The following is a 16105-nucleotide window of genomic DNA, read 5'->3' as shown; positions in this document are numbered from 1 at the left end:
GATGTCGGTCAAGACAACTTCTCTGGGCGTAGTGCATCAGATCGTTGTACGTCCTGCCTATGCTCGGTGGCTCCACAGGACCTCGCTGTTCTCGATTCCGCCGAAGGGGTCCGGCTCGCCTCGCAGAACGCTGACTTTTCTGCACAGCACGAGGCCCGTTCCCGTGGTGGTCTACCGGGTGCCGAGCTGCACGGCGGCCACGCCTTCGAAGTGCAGGTCGAGGCAGGTCGTCTCGTCGCTGTCGGGGGTTGCGCGGAGCAGCAGTTGGGAGTGGCCCGCCCCATAGCGCCACATACGAAACACGCGGGGCGACCGGTATCGGGCTGCGGTGTCATCGGGTGATGGGGTGCTCAATTGTTCGCCGGGGCGTGACCCGGGAGCCCGGCCCCGCTCTGTATGACTGTGCGGGCGGTCCGCAGTTCGGTGACGGATTGCTTTACCTCCGTGTCGACCAAGTCGTGGTTGAGGGCGAAGGCCGCTGCCGCGCCCATGCCCGCTGCTGAGATCACCAGTGCGCGCGAGTCGCCGACGTTGCCGACCGCCCAGATGCCCGGGACGCTGGTGCGGCCCGCGTTGTCCGTCTTCACGGAGCCGGACTGGTTTCGGGCGCAGCCGAGGCCGTTCAGGACGCCGTCGTTCGGGATCATCCGGGGGAAGACGAAAGCGACCTCGCACGGCACCACCGTGCCGTTCGCGAGCTCCACGCCGTGCAGTCGGTCGTCAGTCGTCAGCGTCTGCACGATCGCGCCGGCAGCGGCGATCCGTACCCCGCGGGCCTCCAGGCGTTCGCGGTCGTCGGCCGGGAGTGGACCACTTCCCGGGACGTAGACGATGTCTTCGGACCACTGCCGTACGAGCAGCGCCTGGTTGACGGAGTTCGGGTGGGTGCCCAGCACCGCGAAGGGGCGGTCCCGGACCTCGTATCCATGGCAGTACGGGCAGTGGAGTACGTCGCGTCCCCATCGCTCCCGTACGCCGGGGATCTCCGGCAGTTCGTCCCGCAGCCCGGTCGCGAGCACCACGTGCCGGGCGTGCAGCACCGGGCCGCCGGACAGGTGTACGGAGAAGCCGGGGCGACCGGGCTCCACTGTGTCGACCCGTCCCTCGATCAAGTGGGCCCCGTATCTGGACACTTCCGCGCGCCCGACATCCAGCAGCGCCGCCGGTGGCATGCCGTCGCGGGAGAGGAAGCCCTGCATGTGTGCTGCGGGGGCGTTGCGTGGTGCGCCGGCGTCTACCACTGCCACCTTGCGGCGTGCGCGGCCCAGTACGAGAGCGGCGCTGAGGCCGCTGGCGCCGCCCCCGATGACGACGGCGTCGTACACGTTCGCGTTCGCGTTCGCGTTCGCGTTCACGTTCTGCGGATTCGTCCTTTTGTTCTTCTGCTCTTCGCTCATGGCGATCACCTCCGGGGCACAGGCTGCGCCGCCCGTGCCCCTACCGGCCATTTCTGTTGCCGATTCCGGGACAGGCTGTTCCGCTTCAGCGGCGAGACGTTCGGAAGTGGATGCGCTCGCCTTGTTTGCCGAAGAGGCTGAGCACCTCGACGCCGCCCTGGCCCGCGGCGCCGAACCAGTGCGGGATGTTGCAGTCGAACTCGGCCGCCTCGCCGGCTCCGATGACGAAGTCGCCGTCGCCCAGTTTCACGCGCAGCCGGCCGCGGAGCACGTAGAGCCACTCGTGGCCCGCGTGGGTGCGCAGATGGGGGTCGGTGTCGTGTGCCGGGATCGTCAACTTGTAGGCGCGTGGCTCCGCTTGCTGTCGTGACAGCGGGATCAGTACGCGGCCGTCTTTCCTGGTGGGCTGTTGCGGCACACGCGGATCGAGGATCCGTGGTGCGGCGACGATCTCGTCCAGGGGGATGCCGAGGGCCGCGGTGATCGGCAGGAGGAGTTCGAGGCTCGGCTTGCGCTGAGCGGACTCAAGGCGGGACAGCGTGCTGGTCGAGATGCCCGTGACGCGGGCGAGCTCGGCCAGGCTGATGTCCTTCTTCTCGCGGGCGCGTCGCAGGCGGGGGGCGATCTGCTCGATCACGGCGTCGACGCTCGGTTGCTCGTCCATGGTCGGCAGGGAAACAGCACGTCCCGGAAACGGCAACAGTTTTTGTCGGAGCCTCGTGCGTCTCCCGATCCTTTGGGCCCAGGTGATCCGGATGGTCACCACGACTACGGACTCGATGAGGAGGGTGGGCACCAATGGTCAGTACCGAACCGATGACGGCCCGGAGCGCTGGCTCCGGGCGGCTGCCCGCGGGCGTGTATTTGATGGGCTTCAGTCTGTTCGCCATGGGAAGCGCGGAGTTCCTGCTCGCGGGTGTACTGCCCGCCGTCGCCGACGACTTGGACGTCTCGCTGTCCTCTGCCGGGATGCTCATCACCGCGTTCGCCGTCGGTGTCGTGGTCGGAGGGCCGCCGTTCGCCGTGCTCAGTCTGCGCTGGCCGCGCCGCACCGCGCTGGTGGCCACCCAGGCCGTCTTCGCGGCCGGTGTCGCCGCCGGGCTGCTCGGCAACTACCAGGTGTTGCTGGTCACGCGAGTGGTGTCGGGCATCGCCTATGCGGGATTCTTCGCCGTCGCGTCGGTGACCGCGATCGGCCTGGTGACGCCGGACCGCAATGCCCGCGCTTCCGGTGTCGTGGTCAGCGGACTCAGCCTGGCGATGGTCGCCGGCGGTCCCGCGGGCACGCTGCTGAGCCACTTCACCGACTGGCGCGGTGGCTTCTGGGCCGTCGTCGCCCTGACCGTCGCCGGGATGGCCGGCTGTCTGCTCGGGCTGCCCGCCACCACCGGATCGGACCGCCCCTCGGCGGCCGTCGCGCCGCGTGTGTCCGCCGAGTTGGCCACGATGCGCAGGCCCGCGCTCTGGAGCATGTACGCGATCACTGTCCTGACCACCGCGGCGTACATGATCTCGTTCAACTACCTGGCGGCCATGCTCACGGACATCACCGCACTTCCCGAGGTCCGGGTCCCGGCGGTCCTCGCGCTGTTCGGAATCGGCTCCTTCGTGGGTCTGTCCATCGGCGGGCGGGTCTCCGACCGGCGCCCCCACCTCGCGCTGCTCACCGGCGCGACGGCGATCGTGCTCCTGTCGGTCGTGCTGGTCACGGCGGTCGAGGAGGTCTGGGCCGTGGTGCCGACCGTGTTCCTGCTCGGTGTCGCCGCGTTCGTGCTGAACCCCGCGATCTACGGGCGCGTCTTCGCGATCGCGGCCGATGCCCCGACCCTCGCCGGCGCCACGACCGTGTCGGCGTTCCAGCTGGGCATCAGCATCACCCCCGTACTGGCGGCAGCCGCATTCACACAGGGCGCCTCGCTCACCTCGGTCGGCTGGATCGGAGCCGCCCTCGCCGTGGCCGCCGTTCCGCTCGTCCTCCTCGACCGGGCGCGCGGGGCCGGCTGAGGCTGTGGGACTGTGGCGAGGGCCGCCGTCCCGGGTGGGGTGGCGGCCCTCGTCGTGCAGCGTTGCCGAAGGTTCGACAGGTCGGTGCCGGAGTACCACGGCGGGGCGTCCCAGCTGCTCAGTTACTGGTTCACCGAACGCGTACGTCGGGCGTACGCGCGGGCCGCTCGGGCGCGGTCGCCGCAGCGGGTCGAGCACCAGTGGCGGCGGCCGTGTCGCAGCAGGTAGCGGTTGCAGGGGGCGGAGCCGCAGGCGGTGAGGCGGTCGGCGTCGGGGCCGGTGAGCAGGTCGGCGGCGTCGGCGGCGAGGGTCGCCAGGGCGCGCTCGACGATCTGCGTGACGGGATGGGAGGCGGCCCGGTACAGGCCGCCTTCAGGGGTCCAGTGGAGCAGGGTCGCCGCGGGTGCCCTGGTCAGGGCCTCGTTGACGGCGGTGAGCGCGCTCGCCGGGGGCGGGCATCCCTCGACCCGGGCGGCGAGCAGCGAGCGGATCTGCTCGCGCAGGGTGCGCAGTTGGGCCGTACACATCTCCTGGAGTCCGGCGTCGGCCGGGGCGAGGTCGTGCGCGAAGAGCCACTGGTTGGCGGCGGCGGGGGTGCCGAGGAGGTCGGTGAACTGGCCGCCGGGCAGGGCGACGGCGCTGTTGGCGAAGTCGAGGGCGGGGTACTGGTCCGCGCCGGGGGCGGGCGGCGGCGTGGGCATCGACGTCGGCCGAGCATCTGCCGGCACCTGCCGCTCGGCGTCTCCCGGCGCCGGCTCCCCGGCGATCTCCGTCTCCTTGAGCTTCACGTGTCTCATGGTACGTCTTGCCCTCATCCGTGAGAGACGACTACCGTTCCTCACGGATAACTCAACCACCATCCGTGAGGTGTGTTTCTGCATGGCTGCTTCCACGGCTGCTTCCGGCACGGCCGGCGACCAGCTCCCCGTACGCGTCTTCGGCGGCCCCACCGCTCTCTTCGAGTACGGCGGGCTGAGGTTTCTCACCGACCCCACCTTCGACGCCCCCGGCGACTACTTCCCGGTGCCGGGCGGCCCCGGCCTGACCAAGACCGCGCCCGCCGCCTGCTCCCCCGCCGACCTCGGCGACGTCGACGTGGTCCTGCTCTCGCACGACGAACACCCCGACAACCTCGACGACTCCGGCCGCGCCCTGCTCGCCGACGTGCCGCTCACCCTCACCACCCCGGGCGGCGGGCGGCGCCTGGGGGACAGCGCCAAGGGTCTCGCCGACTGGGAGTCCATAGAGCTCGAACGGCCCGGCGGCGGACGGGTGACCGTGACGGGCGTGCCCGCCGTCCACGGTCCCGGGCCGCGCGCGCAGGTCGAGGCGGTGACCGGCGAGGTCGTCGGATTCGTCCTGACCGGGGAAGGGCTTCCGACGGTCTACGTCAGTGGCGACAATGCCTCGCTCAGTGCGGTGGGGGAGATCGCAGAGCGGTTCGGTCCCGTGGACACCGCCGTGCTGTTCGCCGGAGCTCCCCGCTTCCCGTTTCTGTTCGACGGTGCGCCCATCGTTCTCGACAGCGCCCAGGCCGCCGAGGCCGCCAGGATCCTGGGGGCGCGCAAGGTCGTTCCCGTCCACTTCGACAGCTGGGCCCATTTCACCGAGGGGCGCGACGAGTTGGTCTCCGCCTTCGCCGAAGCGGGGCTCGCCGACCGGCTCGACCTGGTCTGAGGCGACGTATCACGACACCACGGCAGAAGCTCGGCGATCACCACGACGGTGTTCAAGAAGCACTTGGCGCCGTACGGCTAGGAGCTTCTGAGAAACCGGATCGCCGGGCGCCCGTCGGGAGTCCCGGTCACCACCGCCCGCACCCCGTACACCTTCGCGATCAGCTCCTCGGTGAGCACGTCGGCGGGGGTGCCCGCCGCGTAGGCCGTGCCCTCGTGCAGGACCAGCAGACGGTCGCAGAACATCGCCGCCAGGTTGAGGTCGTGCAGGGCGATGACGCTCGTCACGGGGAGGTCGGCCACCAGGGAGAGCAGGTCAAGCTGGTGGTGGATGTCCAGGTGGTTGGTGGGCTCGTCCAGGAGGAGTTCGCGGGGGTTCTGGGCCAACGCGCGGGCTATCTGGACGCGTTGGCGTTCGCCGCCGGAGAGGGTGTGCCAGGACTGGGCGGCGCGGTCGGTGAGGCCGGTGCGGGCGAGGGCATCGGACACCGCCTCGTCGTCCTGCGCCGAGGGCGGGGACCAGGCCCTGCGGTGCGGGATGCGGCCCAGGCGTACGACGTCTCGTACGGTCAAGTCGACCTGGGTCACGGAGTGTTGGTCGACCACGGCCACTCTGCGGGCCACCGTACGGCGGCCGAGTTCCGGCAGCGGGCGGCCGTCCAGGGTGACCACCCCCGAGGCCGGGGAGAGGACACCGGCGAGCAGGCGCAGGAGGGTGGACTTGCCCGAGCCGTTGGGGCCGAGGAGGCCGACCGTCGCGCCCGGCGGCGGGGCGATGCTCACCCCGTCGACGATGAGGCGGCCGCCCGCCCGGCGGCTGACCCGGTCCGCCCGCAGTCCGGCGGTCATATCGCGGCCTTCCGCGTGCGGTAGAGGACCAGGACGAACGCAGGGACGCCGATCAGGGACGTCACGACTCCCACCGGCACCTCCTGCGGGTCAAGGACCGTGCGGGCCAGTGTGTCCACCCACACCAGGAACACCGCGCCCGCGAGCGCCGTGACCGGGAGCAGTCGCGCGTGCCCGGAGCCGACCACCGCGCGGGCCGCGTGCGGCAGGACAAGGCCGACGAAGCCGATGGCGCCCGCGCTGCTGACCAGGACCCCCGTCAGCAGGGCGGTGACGGAGAGCAGGATCAGACGGGTGCGGGCCACGTGGACGCCCAGCGTCGCCGCCGCGTCCTGGCCGAACGCGAAGGCGTCCAGCGTGCGGGCCTGCGCCAGGCAGACGGTGAGCGCCGCCAGGAGGACCGCGGCGCAGATCCATACGTCCGTCCAGCCCACCCCGCTGAGCGAGCCGAGGAGCCAGAACAGCACCCCGCGCGTCGTCTCCGCGTCGGCGGCGGTCAGGATCACGAACGAGGTGAGCGCCGAGAACAGCTGCATGGCCGCGACGCCGGAGAGCACGACGCGGTCGGTGCTCCCGCCCAGCGCATGGCTGAGCAGCAGGACCAGGGCGAAGGAGCACAGGGCGCCGGCGAAGGCGCCCGCCGAGACCGAGACGACTCCCCCGCCGAGACCGAGGACGACGACCGCGACCGCTCCCGTGGACGCCCCGGAGGAGACGCCGAGGACGAAGGGGTCCGCGAGCGGGTTGCGCAGGAGGGACTGGAGGACCGTCCCGCAGACCGCGAGGCCCGCGCCGCACACCGCGGCGAGCAGGGTGCGCGGCATCCGCAGGTTCCAGACGATGCCGTCCCGCAGCGGCGTGAGCCCCGTCTCTCCCCCGCCGAGGTGCGCCACGACCGCCGAGAACACATCCGGTACGGAGATGGCGGCGGGGCCGATCGTGACGGCCACCGCTATGGAGAGCGCGAGCGCGGCGGCGCCCGCCGCCCACAACAGGGCGCCGCGCGCGAGCGTCACTTGGCGAGCCCGAACTCGCGCAGCGCGGCGGCCACTTGCTCCACCCCGTCCACGGTCCGGATCGTGGGGTTCATCGCCTGGCCGCTGAGCAGGACGTACCGCTTCTTCTTCACGGCGGTCAGGTTCTTGGTGACCGGGTTGGACTCCAGGAACTCGATCTTCTTCTTCGCGCTCTCGGCCGTCTGCGCCTTGCGGGTGAGGTCGCCGATGACCAGGACGTCGGGGTCGCGGTCCGCCACCGTCTCCCAGTTGATCTGGGGCCACTCCTCGCGGGTGTCGTCGAAGACGTTCTTGGCGCCGAGCTCGCGCGTGATGATGCCGGGGGCGCCGCAGCAGCCCGCCATGTAGGGGGCCTTGGAGTCGGAGAACCAGTAGAGGAGCGTGGTGTCGGAGGCGTCGATGTCCTGCTTGGCCTTCGCCAGGCGGGACTTCAGGCCGGCGACCAGGCGCTCGCCGCGCTTCTGGACCCCGAACGCCCGCGCAAGGTCGCGCACTTCGCCGTACACCGTGTCCATGGTGAGCGCCTTGACGCGGCTGCCGTCGCCGTCGCCGGTGTTGTCCTTGCCCGCGCAGTCGGTGGGCGAGACGTACGAGGGGACGCCGAGCTCGGTGAACTTGGCGCGGTCGGCGACGCCGCCCTTGCTCACCGTCGCCAGGAAGGAGGCGGTCACGAAGTCCGGCTCCTGGGCAAGGACCTTCTCGAAGGAGGGGTAGCGGTCGGAGAGGCGCTCGACCTTGGCGTTGTCCTTCTCCAGGCCCTTCAGGACCGGGTCGGTCCAGGTGCCGGTGCCTGCCATGCGGTCGGCGAGGCCGAGGGAGAGCAGGATCTCCGTGGAGCCCTGGTCGAGGGAGACCGCCCGCTGCGGCTCCGCCTTGATCTGCGACTTCTTGCCGCAGGAGGTGAGGGTCAGCGGGTAGCCGGCGGCCTTCTTGTCCGTGGTGGAGGGGGTCGGCGAGCCGCCGCAGGAGGTCAGCGTGACGGCCAGGGCCGTGCCGAGGAGGACGGGCATACGTACACGACGGGCTGTGGAGGACACACGATCCCTTGAGTCTCATGGCTCATACGCGGAGCCTGGCCTGCTTGATCACCTCCGCCGCCCGGTGCGCGGACAAAGGTGCCAGCAGGTCTTCGGACTCGGGGATCGGCCGGGCGGGGCGCCTTCCCAGGCGTCCGTGGACGCCCAGTGGCCGTGGCCCCGCCCGTTCCCCCTCACCGCTGCGCGTCAGTTCCGGATTCGCACCGGATTCCCTGGCCCTGGTGTGGGTTTGACTGGCGTGCGCAAATTATCACGCGGGCCGGGGCGAGCCGCGGTAGGTGCCGAAGGACCACTTGTTGCCCTCCGGGTCGGCGATCGCGAACTCCCGGCTGCCGTACGGCTGGTCCTCGATCTCGCGGATGATCTTCACCCCGGCGTCGGTGAGGCGCCCGTAGAGATCGTCGACATGGTCCGTGACGACGTACGCGCCGAAGGTGCCCGGCTTGAGGCACAAGGCCTCGGCCTTCTCGTCGTACGAGCCGAGCATGACCGCCCCGCCCTCGGGCCAGTCGAGCTCGGCGTGGGCCACCCGGTCGCCGTCCTCGTAGACGGCGGTGCGCAGGAAGCCGACCGTGCCGACGAGGAAGTCGATCAGGGCGGGTGCGTCGTGGGCCTGGAGGGTCGGCCAGACGTCGGGGGCGCGTCCCGCGGGGGTGGCTGCGGTCTCGGTCTGCTGCTTCTCGGTGGTGTTCATGGCCCCTACTCTTCGCCCCCGCCATGGCTCCCGGCTTGGATATTCCGGCACTCTTCGGCCAGCCAGCCGCTGGGGCTCGTGCCGGTGTACTGCCGGAAGTCCCGCACCAGGTGGGAGTGGTCGTAAAAGCCGCAGTCCGCGGCGACCCGCGCCAGATCGGGCGCGGCGCCCGCGGCGACGGAGCGCACGACGGTGTTCCGCGCGCGCTGGAAGCGCATCAGGCGGGCGGCCTGCTTGGGGCCGATCCCCGTCTCGGCGCGGAAGAGGGCGGTGAGCCTGCGCTCGCTGAGCGCGACGTGCCGGGAGAGACCGCCGAGCGTGCCCGCGCCCCGGTGCCTGGCCAGCCAGGCCCAGGCCTCGGCGACCTCGGGGCGGACGGATCCGCGGGCGTCGCCGGTGGCGACGCGCTGCCTCAAGTAGGCGGACAGGGCGGCGAATCGCTCCTCCCAGGTGTCCCGCTCGCACAGCAGCTCGCGTACGTCGGCGGCGCGGCGCCCCATCACCTCCGTGCCGGACGTGACGATGTCACCGGCGAGTTCGGCGGCCGGTACGCCGAACAGGGCGCGGGCGGCGAGCGGATGCACGGCGAGCTGGATGCCCGCCTCGTGCTCGGGCTTGACGACGTACGCCGGTGACTGGTGCAGACCGCCGAGGACGATGTCGGAGCTGATCGCGTCGGCGCCGCCCGCCTGCTCGGGGGTGAGGCCGCTGACGACCGGGCCGTCGAACGAGAAGATCAGGGTCAGATACGGGGATGGCAGGCCGCGGTGCAGGCCGGGCCGCTCGCCCGTGGTGCGGTAGCCGACCGCGGACACGACCATGCCGTCGAGCCGCGGGACGGCCCGCACGAACTCGCGGGAGCCGGTCTCCATACGTTCCAGTATGCGATGCACGGAGCCCGGGCGCGGGGCGGAAGCGTTCGATGCTGCTACCCGCGCGGGGCCGGTCCATGCCCCTCACGACCGGTGACATCGATCATGGGAATCCGCTGTCTGACCTCGTACGATGGCCCGCCGCTCCGGACGGGGCGCAGACCGCTCTCAGGGGGCAGAAACATGGCAGTAGGAGCAAAGGGCAAGCTCGCGGTTCTCGGTACGGCGGGCGCGCTCACCGCGGCGGTGCTCGCGGGCATGGCGCTCTGGCCGGGCACGGAGGCGACGGCGGCGGAGTCCGCCACGAAGACCGCGGCCGAGCTGCCGCACTGGCCGAAGCCGGTCGCCGCGAAGCTCGGCAAGGTGATCTCGGAGAACGGCCACAAGGGTGCGTACGCCGTCTTCGACGCGGACAACACGACGTACCGCAACGACCTGGAGGAGTCGCTCCTGCCCTTCCTGGAGATGAAGGGGGTGCTGACCCGCAAGTCGATGGACCCGTCGCTGAAGGTCATCCCCTTCAAGGACACGGCGCAGCACAAGGAGAGCCTGTACAGCTACTACAACCGGCTCTGCGAGGTCGACGACCAGGTCTGCTATCCGTGGGCCGCGCAGATCTTCTCCGGTTTCACGCTGAAGGAGCTCAAGGGGTACGTCGACGAACTCCTCGCCTACGACAAGCCGATCCCGGCCGAGTACTACGAGGACGGCAAGCTGACCAAGACCGAGGTCGAGGCGCCCGAGTTCTTCACCGGTATGCAGGAGCTCTACAAGTCCCTGCGGGCGCACGGCATCGAGGTGTACGTCGTCAGCGCGGCCAGCGAGGACTTGGTGCGGATGGTCCTGTCCGACCCCAAGTACGGCTACAACGTAAAGCCCGAGAACGTCATCGGCGTCGGCCTGCAGCTCAAGGACCGCAAGACCGGTGAAGTCACCAGCTCCCGCAAGGAGATCGCGGAGGGCCGCTTCGACCAGAAGAAGCTCGCGGGACGTGAGCTGACGCCGAACCTGTGGGCGCCGCTGACCTGGTTCCAGGGCAAGCCGGCAGCCATCAACACCTACATCGACGAGTGGAAGAAGCCCGTCCTGGTGGCGGGCGACACCCCGGTGAGCGACGGCCCGATGCTGTTCCACTCCGCGGATGTGGAGCACGGCGGGGTGCGGGTCTGGGTCAACCGCAAGGACAAGTACATGCAGCAGCTGAACGGGATGAAGCGGACCAACGCCGACCGGCAGCGTGAGCTCGGCCAGAAGGTCACCGCCGACAAGCGGTGGCTGACGGTGGTGCCGGACGAGATCCGCTAAGCGCTCCGCGGGAAGTGCGGTACTCGTCCGCGGGTCCGTCGTGGCTGGTCGCGCAGTTCCCCGCGCCCCTTTCGGGGCACTGCCGACCCGCAGCGGACTTCGACAGGACCGCTTAGGCCTCGACCGTCCCCACCACACCCGTGGCCATCGCCTCTCCCAAGGCCGCGTGATCCGCCGCGTTCTGGGCCACGTACCGCAGCGCGAAATCCGCCACGGCGCGGTCGAACGTGTCGGCGCCGCCCAGGTACGCGGCGATCGCGATCCGGTCGCCGGAGCGGGCGTGCGCACGGGCCAGGGCCGTGCCGCACAGGCCCGCGTAGCGGGACAGGTCCGAGGGCTTCATGGACGTCACGTCCGCCGAGCCCTTCATGTCGCGGAGCTGGCGCCAGTAGTAGGCGCGCCCTTGGGGGCCGGTCATCCAGCCCAGGAAGATGTCGCCCGCGGCCTGCAGCAGCCGCTGCCCCGCGACCACCCGGTGACCGGGGTGGCGGTAGGGGCCCTGCGGCAGGTGGTCCTCGAGGACCGATCGCATCGCCTCCTTGATCTGGAGGAAGAGCGGGTCGTCGGCGTCGCGGCCCGCAAGCAGGACGATGAAGCAGCGGGTGCCGACGCTGCCCACCCCGACCACCTTCCGCGCCGCGTCCACGAAGTGGTACCGGTCGAGGAGGAGCCTGCGCTCCTCGGAGAGCGTGGAGCGGTAGTCGCCGAAGATCTTCCGCAGCGCCGCCATGTCGGGCACGCCCACCGGCTCCAGAAGCGGTGGATCGTGGATGATGCGCCGCTCTCCGTCCACCTCCTCGGTCAGCTTGCCGAGCGCCTGGAGGCTGGTGCGCTGCCGCGCGCGGTCGAGGTTCGCCGTCAGGCGCTTGCGGTCGCGGGTGGAGCCGATGAGCGTCAACAGGTCCTGGGCGTCCATCCGTTCGTACCAGACGGCGAGTTCGCCGAGCCCGGCGAGGCGTCGCATCGAGGTCCGGTACGCCGTCACCGCCGCGAGGGCGGCTTCGTGGGCGGCGTGCTCCGCGTGGCCGTTGTCGCGGGCCGCCACGGCGACGCTCGCGGCCAGGCGTTTGACGTCCCATTCGAAGGGGCCGGGGTAGGTCTCGTCGAAGTCGTTGAGGTCGAACAGCAGCGTGCGTTCCGGCGAGGCGAACACACCGAAGTTCAACAGGTGGGCGTCGCCGCAGAGTTGGACCGTCAGGCCGGTGTCCCGCTGGACGGCGAGATCCCCCGTCATGACGGCGGCCGCGCCGCGCAGAAAGGCGAAGGGGGACGCGGACATCCTGCCGTAGCGGATGGGGAGGAGTTCCTGGACGCGGTCCTTGCCCTGGCGTTCCAGGACGGCCACCGGGTCGGGGCGGTCGGCCGAGGGTATCCATGCGCCGTGCGAGGAGCGGGACGCCCGTTTGCGGGCCGCCTTGCCAAGCCGCGCGCGTTCGGCCGGGGTGGTCATGACCCTCTCCCCTCTCCGATGGTGGTTCCCGGCAACAGCCTCCTCTCAGGGGCAGCCAATGCCGCCACGGGCGCGTACGCATGCCGGGTACGGCAAACGGGTGACGCGCCCCTCCTCGCGGTGAGCCCCCGGTCAGCTGCCGCCAGGACCCGCCCAGGCCGCCACCCGCTTGGCGAGTGCCCCGCCCGCCCGTGTCCACGCGAAGTGGTCGAGGCGGCCGCCGGCCTCCTGCCCGGAGTACCGGATGCGGGTGACACGGGCGCCCGGCACCTTGCCGACCAGGTGGTCGAGGGCGGGTGCGGGAGCCCAGGTGTCGCCCTCGACGGAGACCGCGAGGACGGGCAGGTCGAGGGTGCGCAGGGCGGCCTCGTAGTCGCGGCTGGAGCCGGTGGCGGAGTAGCGGCCCGTGCGGCCCTGGCGGGCCCAGTCCCGCATGACGCCCTTGGGCTGGTTGCCGCCGAAGCCGAGCCGGACGCCGGGCCACCGGCCGAGCAGTGTCGACGCCGCGGCGGCGAACAGCTGGCCGAGGAGCAGCAGGGGCCCGCGCAGCCGCCCGTACGCACGGAACCAGACCGACCCGGAGGCCACGAGGGCGACTCCGTCGACGCCGCGGCCGATCCCCAACGCCGCGTGCACCAGGCCCAGTTGGCCGCCCAGGCTGTGCCCGAGGAGGAACAGCGGGGGTTCGGGGCCGAGTTCGGCGCGTATCGCGTCGACGACGGCCACCAGGTCGTGCTCCACGATCGTGCCGTAGCCGTGCTCGACGGCGGCGGCGTCCGTGACCCGCGGGGTGCTCTCGCCCTGCCCCCGCAGGTCCACGGTGAGCGCGGTGAGGCCCTCGGCGTGCAACTGGTGGGCGAAGGCGCGGTAGTAGCGGGCGGGTGTGCCCATGGCGGGCAGGATCAGGACGGCCGGCGCGGGGCCGGGTGACGCCTTCTCCCTGCGCAGGGCGCGGACGGGAAACCGTGCCCCGTCCGGGAGTTGAACGGTGAGGAGCAGCGGCAGCTCGCCGCCCTGCTCCGCCCTGCCCGCGGCGGGCGACTGCTCCGAGGCTGGTTCCTGCTGTGTCATGCGGCCAGCATGAACCACGCCTACGGGCGGGAACCCGCGGGCCCCCACCCGTACCGCTCATCTCAGCGCGTCAGCGGCTGTACCGCATCAGGGCGCGCACCATATGGCAGGTGATGTCCGACGGCGGATGGATTCCCACATCCTCCGCCATGCCGCGGATCCTCGTGTTGCTCGCTTGGTTCGGTACGTAGACGCCCGAGTCGAGCAGGGCTATCGCCAGGCGCATGGCCTTCAGACGCCGGTTGTGCGTGATGTACCACTCCCGCGGCCGTCCGGCCGGGAGCGGCCTCTTCTCCAGTGGTGCGTACGTCAGGTCGATCAGCACGGGCCGTGAGGCGTTGCGCTTCGACTTCGATGTGAGTGCGGCAGCGGGCACAGGCATCCTCCTGTCGCGGTCGGGAACCCCGTCGGAAGACCCGTCGGGAACCTCTCGAACATTGCTTCAATTCTACTCCCGGGCACTGACAATCGCCGCTGGCCAGACGGGCTTTGGGGCGCTGTGACGGGTGGGTCGCGGGTAGCGTGTGCGGCATGGAGATCTGGATCAATCCCGCCTGCTCGAAGTGCCGCAGCGCGCTCACCCTGCTCGACGCGGAGGGCGCCGACTACACCGTGCGCCGCTACCTCGACGACGTACCCACGGAGGCCGAGATCAGCGACGTACTCGAACGTCTCGGCCTTGAGCCCTGGGACATCACCCGGACCCAGGAGCAGGCCGCCAAGGACCTGAACCTGAAGGACCGTGCGACGTGGCCGCGCGACGCCTCGGGCCGCGCCCGCTGGATCAAGGCCCTCACCGAGCACCCCAAGCTCATCCAGCGCCCCATCATCACCGCCGAGGACGGCACCGCGGTGGTGGCCCGCACGGACGAGGCGGTACGGGACGCGCTGTCCCGCTAGCGCCCGCGCGAAAGCTCGAACGCTCGAAGATGACCGCCGACCGATGAACAACATCGGTCAAACCGTTACAGACGCCTCCATAGCGTTGGGAACTCCATACCTCGCCGACCGGACGAAGGTTCCGGGCAACGGGAAGGAGCGCACCGTGCGGAGCCTGATGTTCGGAGGCGTATACGGAACGATCCTCGCCAGCGCGCTGATCGCGGCGCTGCACTCGGAGCACCAGGCCTACACGCCCTGGTACGACGCGGCCTGGATCATGGTGACCGCCGGCACGGCCGCCCTCGCGCACGGCTATGCGCACCACATGTCCACGCACCGGCCGGGATCGGGCCTGCACCGCTGGCGGCAGCTGGCCCGGGAGCTCATGGACGAGTGGCCGGTGGTCGTCGCCTCCTTGCCCACCGTGGCGCTGCTCGTGCTCGCGGGGCTCTTCGACTGGCCCGAGCCGCCCGTCACCTGCTCCGCGCTCCTCCTGAACGCGGCGCTCCTCCTCGGCTGGGGCACCTTCGCCGCGCTCCGGGCGGGCTACCGGCGGCGCTCGGCCCTGCTGCTCGGCACGGCGGACTCGGCGATCGGGCTGCTGATAGCCGCGGCCAACGCCGTCATCAAGTGAGGCCGGCCGTGAGGTGAGCCACATCCACCCCAGGTAACACGGGGTTCACATTCGAGCAATGGGCGGGAAATCGCCTGTTGGCAGGCTGCGCGGCATCACCACGGCACCGCAGCACCCGCACGTTCTGCGCCGTACCGAGCGTTTTAAGGATGAGCCCCGTGACCTTCAAGGCTGAGTACATCTGGATCGACGGCACCGAGCCGACCGCCAAGCTCCGTTCGAAGACGAAGATACTCGCGGACGGCGCCGAGCTTCCCACCTGGGGCTTCGACGGATCCAGCACCAACCAGGCCAAGGGTCACGCCTCCGACCGCGTGCTCAAGCCGGTCTTCACCTGCCCGGACCCGATCCGCGGCGGCGACGACGTGCTCGTCCTGTGCGAGGTCCTCAACACGGACATGACGCCGCACGAGTCCAACACCCGTGCCGCGCTGGCCGAGCTCGAGGAGCGCTTCGGCTCGCAGGAGCCGATCTTCGGCATCGAGCAGGAGTACACCTTCTTCGAGGGCGACCGCCCGCTCGGCTTCCCCGTCGGCGGCTTCCCCGCCGCGCAGGGCGGCTACTACTGCGGCGTCGGCGCGGACGAGATCTTCGGCCGTGATGTCGTCGAGGCGCACCTGGAGAACTGCCTCAAGGCGGGCCTCGGCATCTCCGGCATCAACGCCGAGGTCATGCCCGGCCAGTGGGAGTTCCAGGTCGGCCCGCTCGCCCCGCTGGAGGTCTCCGACCAGCTGTGGATCGCCCGTTGGCTGCTCTACCGCACCGCCGAGGACTTCAAGGTGTCCGCCACCCTGGACCCGAAGCCGGTGAAGGGCGACTGGAACGGCGCGGGAGCGCACACCAACTTCTCCACGAGGGCGATGCGCGAGGGCTACGACGCGATCATCACCGCTTGCGAGTCCCTCGGTGAGGGCTCCAAGCCGATGGACCACGTCAAGCACTACGGCGCGGGCATCGACGACCGCCTCACCGGCCTGCACGAGACCGCCCCGTGGAACGAGTACAGCTACGGCGTCTCCGACCGCGGCGCGTCGGTGCGCATCCCGTGGCAGGTCGAGGTGGAGCGGAAGGGCTACATCGAGGACCGCCGCCCGAACGCCAACGTCGACCCGTACGTCGTGACCCGACTGCTCGTCGACACCTGCTGCTCCGCCCTGGAGAAGGCCGGTCAGGTCTGATCCCGTCCGTACGTTCCTGAAGAGGGGGGGGGGGGGCGCC

The 16105-nt window shown here is 70.8% G+C and carries 18 protein-coding genes and 1 riboswitch; of the genes, 6 read left to right on the top strand and 12 right to left on the bottom strand.

Going from position 1 to position 16105, the window contains the following annotated elements; translation table 11 throughout:
* Nucleotides 1-171: 171 nt before the first annotated feature.
* The 3 genes from ACFWY6_RS34265 to ACFWY6_RS34255 all read right to left on the bottom strand — a co-directional run bounded on the left by ACFWY6_RS34265 (nucleotide 172) and on the right by ACFWY6_RS34255 (nucleotide 2061).
* Nucleotides 172-294 carry a hypothetical protein gene (locus ACFWY6_RS34265; RefSeq protein ID WP_384698912.1) on the bottom strand — a complete coding sequence of 41 codons (123 nt, stop codon included), beginning with the start codon at nucleotides 292-294 and terminating at the stop codon, nucleotides 172-174.
* Between the two features lie 56 nt (nucleotides 295-350).
* A complete protein-coding gene (locus ACFWY6_RS34260; protein WP_384698909.1) occupies nucleotides 351-1397 on the bottom strand; it encodes an NAD(P)/FAD-dependent oxidoreductase in 1047 nt (348 codons plus the stop codon).
* 85 nt (nucleotides 1398-1482) lie between these two features.
* Complete coding sequence (locus ACFWY6_RS34255; RefSeq protein WP_384698906.1) at nucleotides 1483-2061, bottom strand: helix-turn-helix domain-containing protein; 579 nt, start codon at nucleotides 2059-2061, stop codon at nucleotides 1483-1485.
* Between the two features lie 134 nt (nucleotides 2062-2195).
* On the opposite strand from ACFWY6_RS34255, the gene ACFWY6_RS34250 reads away from it, so the two are divergent.
* Entirely contained in the window at nucleotides 2196-3401 is a 1206-nt protein-coding gene (locus ACFWY6_RS34250; protein ID WP_384698904.1) for an MFS transporter, read from the top strand.
* A 122-nt stretch (nucleotides 3402-3523) separates the two neighbouring features.
* Here the strand turns inward: ACFWY6_RS34250 and ACFWY6_RS34245 are convergent, their stop codons facing one another.
* Nucleotides 3524-4102 (bottom strand): CGNR zinc finger domain-containing protein, encoded by a 579-nt coding sequence (locus ACFWY6_RS34245; protein ID WP_384698915.1) that lies wholly within the window; start codon nucleotides 4100-4102, stop codon nucleotides 3524-3526.
* Between the two features lie 178 nt (nucleotides 4103-4280).
* Here ACFWY6_RS34245 and ACFWY6_RS34240 point away from each other — a divergent pair, with 178 nt between their 5' ends.
* On the top strand, nucleotides 4281-5078 hold the full coding sequence (locus ACFWY6_RS34240) for an MBL fold metallo-hydrolase (RefSeq protein WP_384698902.1): 798 nt from the start codon (nucleotides 4281-4283) through the stop codon (nucleotides 5076-5078).
* Between the two features lie 77 nt (nucleotides 5079-5155).
* Here ACFWY6_RS34240 and ACFWY6_RS34235 read toward each other — a convergent pair whose 3' ends face one another.
* The 5 genes from ACFWY6_RS34235 to ACFWY6_RS34215 all read right to left on the bottom strand — a co-directional run bounded on the left by ACFWY6_RS34235 (nucleotide 5156) and on the right by ACFWY6_RS34215 (nucleotide 9545).
* Nucleotides 5156-5926 (bottom strand): ABC transporter ATP-binding protein, encoded by a 771-nt coding sequence (locus ACFWY6_RS34235; protein ID WP_384698899.1) that lies wholly within the window; start codon nucleotides 5924-5926, stop codon nucleotides 5156-5158.
* Nucleotides 5923-6942 (bottom strand): FecCD family ABC transporter permease, encoded by a 1020-nt coding sequence (locus ACFWY6_RS34230; protein WP_384698896.1) that lies wholly within the window; start codon nucleotides 6940-6942, stop codon nucleotides 5923-5925. The genes ACFWY6_RS34235 and ACFWY6_RS34230 overlap by 4 nt, the downstream gene beginning before the upstream one ends.
* Nucleotides 6939-7952, bottom strand: coding sequence for an ABC transporter substrate-binding protein (locus ACFWY6_RS34225; RefSeq protein WP_384698895.1), 1014 nt, complete (start codon nucleotides 7950-7952; stop codon nucleotides 6939-6941). The genes ACFWY6_RS34230 and ACFWY6_RS34225 overlap by 4 nt, the downstream gene beginning before the upstream one ends.
* Before the next feature lie 92 nt (nucleotides 7953-8044).
* A riboswitch (cobalamin riboswitch) is annotated at nucleotides 8045-8232 on the bottom strand.
* Complete coding sequence (locus ACFWY6_RS34220; RefSeq protein ID WP_384698892.1) at nucleotides 8230-8673, bottom strand: VOC family protein; 444 nt, start codon at nucleotides 8671-8673, stop codon at nucleotides 8230-8232. It overlaps the preceding riboswitch by 3 nt.
* Nucleotides 8674-8678: 5 nt before the next feature.
* A complete protein-coding gene (locus tag ACFWY6_RS34215) occupies nucleotides 8679-9545 on the bottom strand; it encodes a helix-turn-helix domain-containing protein (RefSeq protein ID WP_384698889.1) in 867 nt (288 codons plus the stop codon).
* 183 nt (nucleotides 9546-9728) lie between these two features.
* Between ACFWY6_RS34215 and ACFWY6_RS34210 the strand changes: the two genes are divergently transcribed.
* Entirely contained in the window at nucleotides 9729-10850 is a 1122-nt protein-coding gene (locus tag ACFWY6_RS34210) for a haloacid dehalogenase-like hydrolase (protein ID WP_384698887.1), read from the top strand.
* A 112-nt stretch (nucleotides 10851-10962) separates the two neighbouring features.
* Here the strand turns inward: ACFWY6_RS34210 and ACFWY6_RS34205 are convergent, their stop codons facing one another.
* From ACFWY6_RS34205 to ACFWY6_RS34195, 3 genes are all read right to left on the bottom strand, one after another.
* Nucleotides 10963-12300 (bottom strand): DUF2252 domain-containing protein, encoded by a 1338-nt coding sequence (locus ACFWY6_RS34205; protein ID WP_384698884.1) that lies wholly within the window; start codon nucleotides 12298-12300, stop codon nucleotides 10963-10965.
* A gap of 132 nt (nucleotides 12301-12432) precedes the next feature.
* Nucleotides 12433-13371 (bottom strand): alpha/beta fold hydrolase, encoded by a 939-nt coding sequence (locus ACFWY6_RS34200; RefSeq protein WP_384698882.1) that lies wholly within the window; start codon nucleotides 13369-13371, stop codon nucleotides 12433-12435.
* A 70-nt stretch (nucleotides 13372-13441) separates the two neighbouring features.
* Nucleotides 13442-13747 carry a hypothetical protein gene (locus ACFWY6_RS34195; RefSeq protein WP_360763007.1) on the bottom strand — a complete coding sequence of 102 codons (306 nt, stop codon included), beginning with the start codon at nucleotides 13745-13747 and terminating at the stop codon, nucleotides 13442-13444.
* Nucleotides 13748-13902: 155 nt separating this feature from the next.
* Between ACFWY6_RS34195 and ACFWY6_RS34190 the strand changes: the two genes are divergently transcribed.
* The 3 genes from ACFWY6_RS34190 to glnII all read left to right on the top strand — a co-directional run bounded on the left by ACFWY6_RS34190 (nucleotide 13903) and on the right by glnII (nucleotide 16065).
* A complete protein-coding gene (locus ACFWY6_RS34190) occupies nucleotides 13903-14271 on the top strand; it encodes an arsenate reductase family protein (protein ID WP_384698880.1) in 369 nt (122 codons plus the stop codon).
* A gap of 145 nt (nucleotides 14272-14416) precedes the next feature.
* On the top strand, nucleotides 14417-14887 hold the full coding sequence (locus tag ACFWY6_RS34185) for a hypothetical protein (protein WP_384698878.1): 471 nt from the start codon (nucleotides 14417-14419) through the stop codon (nucleotides 14885-14887).
* A 158-nt stretch (nucleotides 14888-15045) separates the two neighbouring features.
* Nucleotides 15046-16065: a glutamine synthetase gene (glnII, locus tag ACFWY6_RS34180; protein WP_384698875.1), complete on the top strand. Its 1020-nt coding sequence runs from the start codon at nucleotides 15046-15048 to the stop codon at nucleotides 16063-16065.
* Nucleotides 16066-16105 lie beyond the last annotated feature (40 nt).

It is taken from the genome of Streptomyces sp. NPDC059037 (assembly GCF_042740015.1).
Taxonomy (GTDB): domain Bacteria; phylum Actinomycetota; class Actinomycetes; order Streptomycetales; family Streptomycetaceae; genus Streptomyces.
The sequence above is the reverse complement of the archived record's forward strand: the minus strand, read 5'-3'. Positions and strand labels throughout refer to the sequence as shown.

What these genes read in the sequence shown, in the direction of transcription:
- ACFWY6_RS34215 (WP_384698889.1), bottom strand. Translation starts at nt 9,545, where the DNA reads ATGGAGACCGGCTCCCGCGAGTTCGTGCGGGCCGTCCCGCGGCTCGAC.
- ACFWY6_RS34250 (WP_384698904.1), top strand. Translation starts at nt 2,196, where the DNA reads ATGGTCAGTACCGAACCGATGACGGCCCGGAGCGCTGGCTCCGGGCGG.
- ACFWY6_RS34220 (WP_384698892.1), bottom strand. Translation starts at nt 8,673, where the DNA reads ATGAACACCACCGAGAAGCAGCAGACCGAGACCGCAGCCACCCCCGCG.
- ACFWY6_RS34190 (WP_384698880.1), top strand. Translation starts at nt 13,903, where the DNA reads ATGGAGATCTGGATCAATCCCGCCTGCTCGAAGTGCCGCAGCGCGCTC.
- ACFWY6_RS34255 (WP_384698906.1), bottom strand. Translation starts at nt 2,061, where the DNA reads ATGGACGAGCAACCGAGCGTCGACGCCGTGATCGAGCAGATCGCCCCC.
- ACFWY6_RS34200 (WP_384698882.1), bottom strand. Translation starts at nt 13,371, where the DNA reads ATGACACAGCAGGAACCAGCCTCGGAGCAGTCGCCCGCCGCGGGCAGG.
- ACFWY6_RS34240 (WP_384698902.1), top strand. Translation starts at nt 4,281, where the DNA reads ATGGCTGCTTCCACGGCTGCTTCCGGCACGGCCGGCGACCAGCTCCCC.
- ACFWY6_RS34260 (WP_384698909.1), bottom strand. Translation starts at nt 1,397, where the DNA reads ATGAGCGAAGAGCAGAAGAACAAAAGGACGAATCCGCAGAACGTGAAC.
- ACFWY6_RS34225 (WP_384698895.1), bottom strand. Translation starts at nt 7,952, where the DNA reads ATGCCCGTCCTCCTCGGCACGGCCCTGGCCGTCACGCTGACCTCCTGC.
- ACFWY6_RS34245 (WP_384698915.1), bottom strand. Translation starts at nt 4,102, where the DNA reads ATGCCCACGCCGCCGCCCGCCCCCGGCGCGGACCAGTACCCCGCCCTC.
- ACFWY6_RS34210 (WP_384698887.1), top strand. Translation starts at nt 9,729, where the DNA reads ATGGCAGTAGGAGCAAAGGGCAAGCTCGCGGTTCTCGGTACGGCGGGC.
- ACFWY6_RS34205 (WP_384698884.1), bottom strand. Translation starts at nt 12,300, where the DNA reads ATGACCACCCCGGCCGAACGCGCGCGGCTTGGCAAGGCGGCCCGCAAA.
- ACFWY6_RS34235 (WP_384698899.1), bottom strand. Translation starts at nt 5,926, where the DNA reads ATGACCGCCGGACTGCGGGCGGACCGGGTCAGCCGCCGGGCGGGCGGC.
- ACFWY6_RS34265 (WP_384698912.1), bottom strand. Translation starts at nt 294, where the DNA reads ATGTGGCGCTATGGGGCGGGCCACTCCCAACTGCTGCTCCGCGCAACC.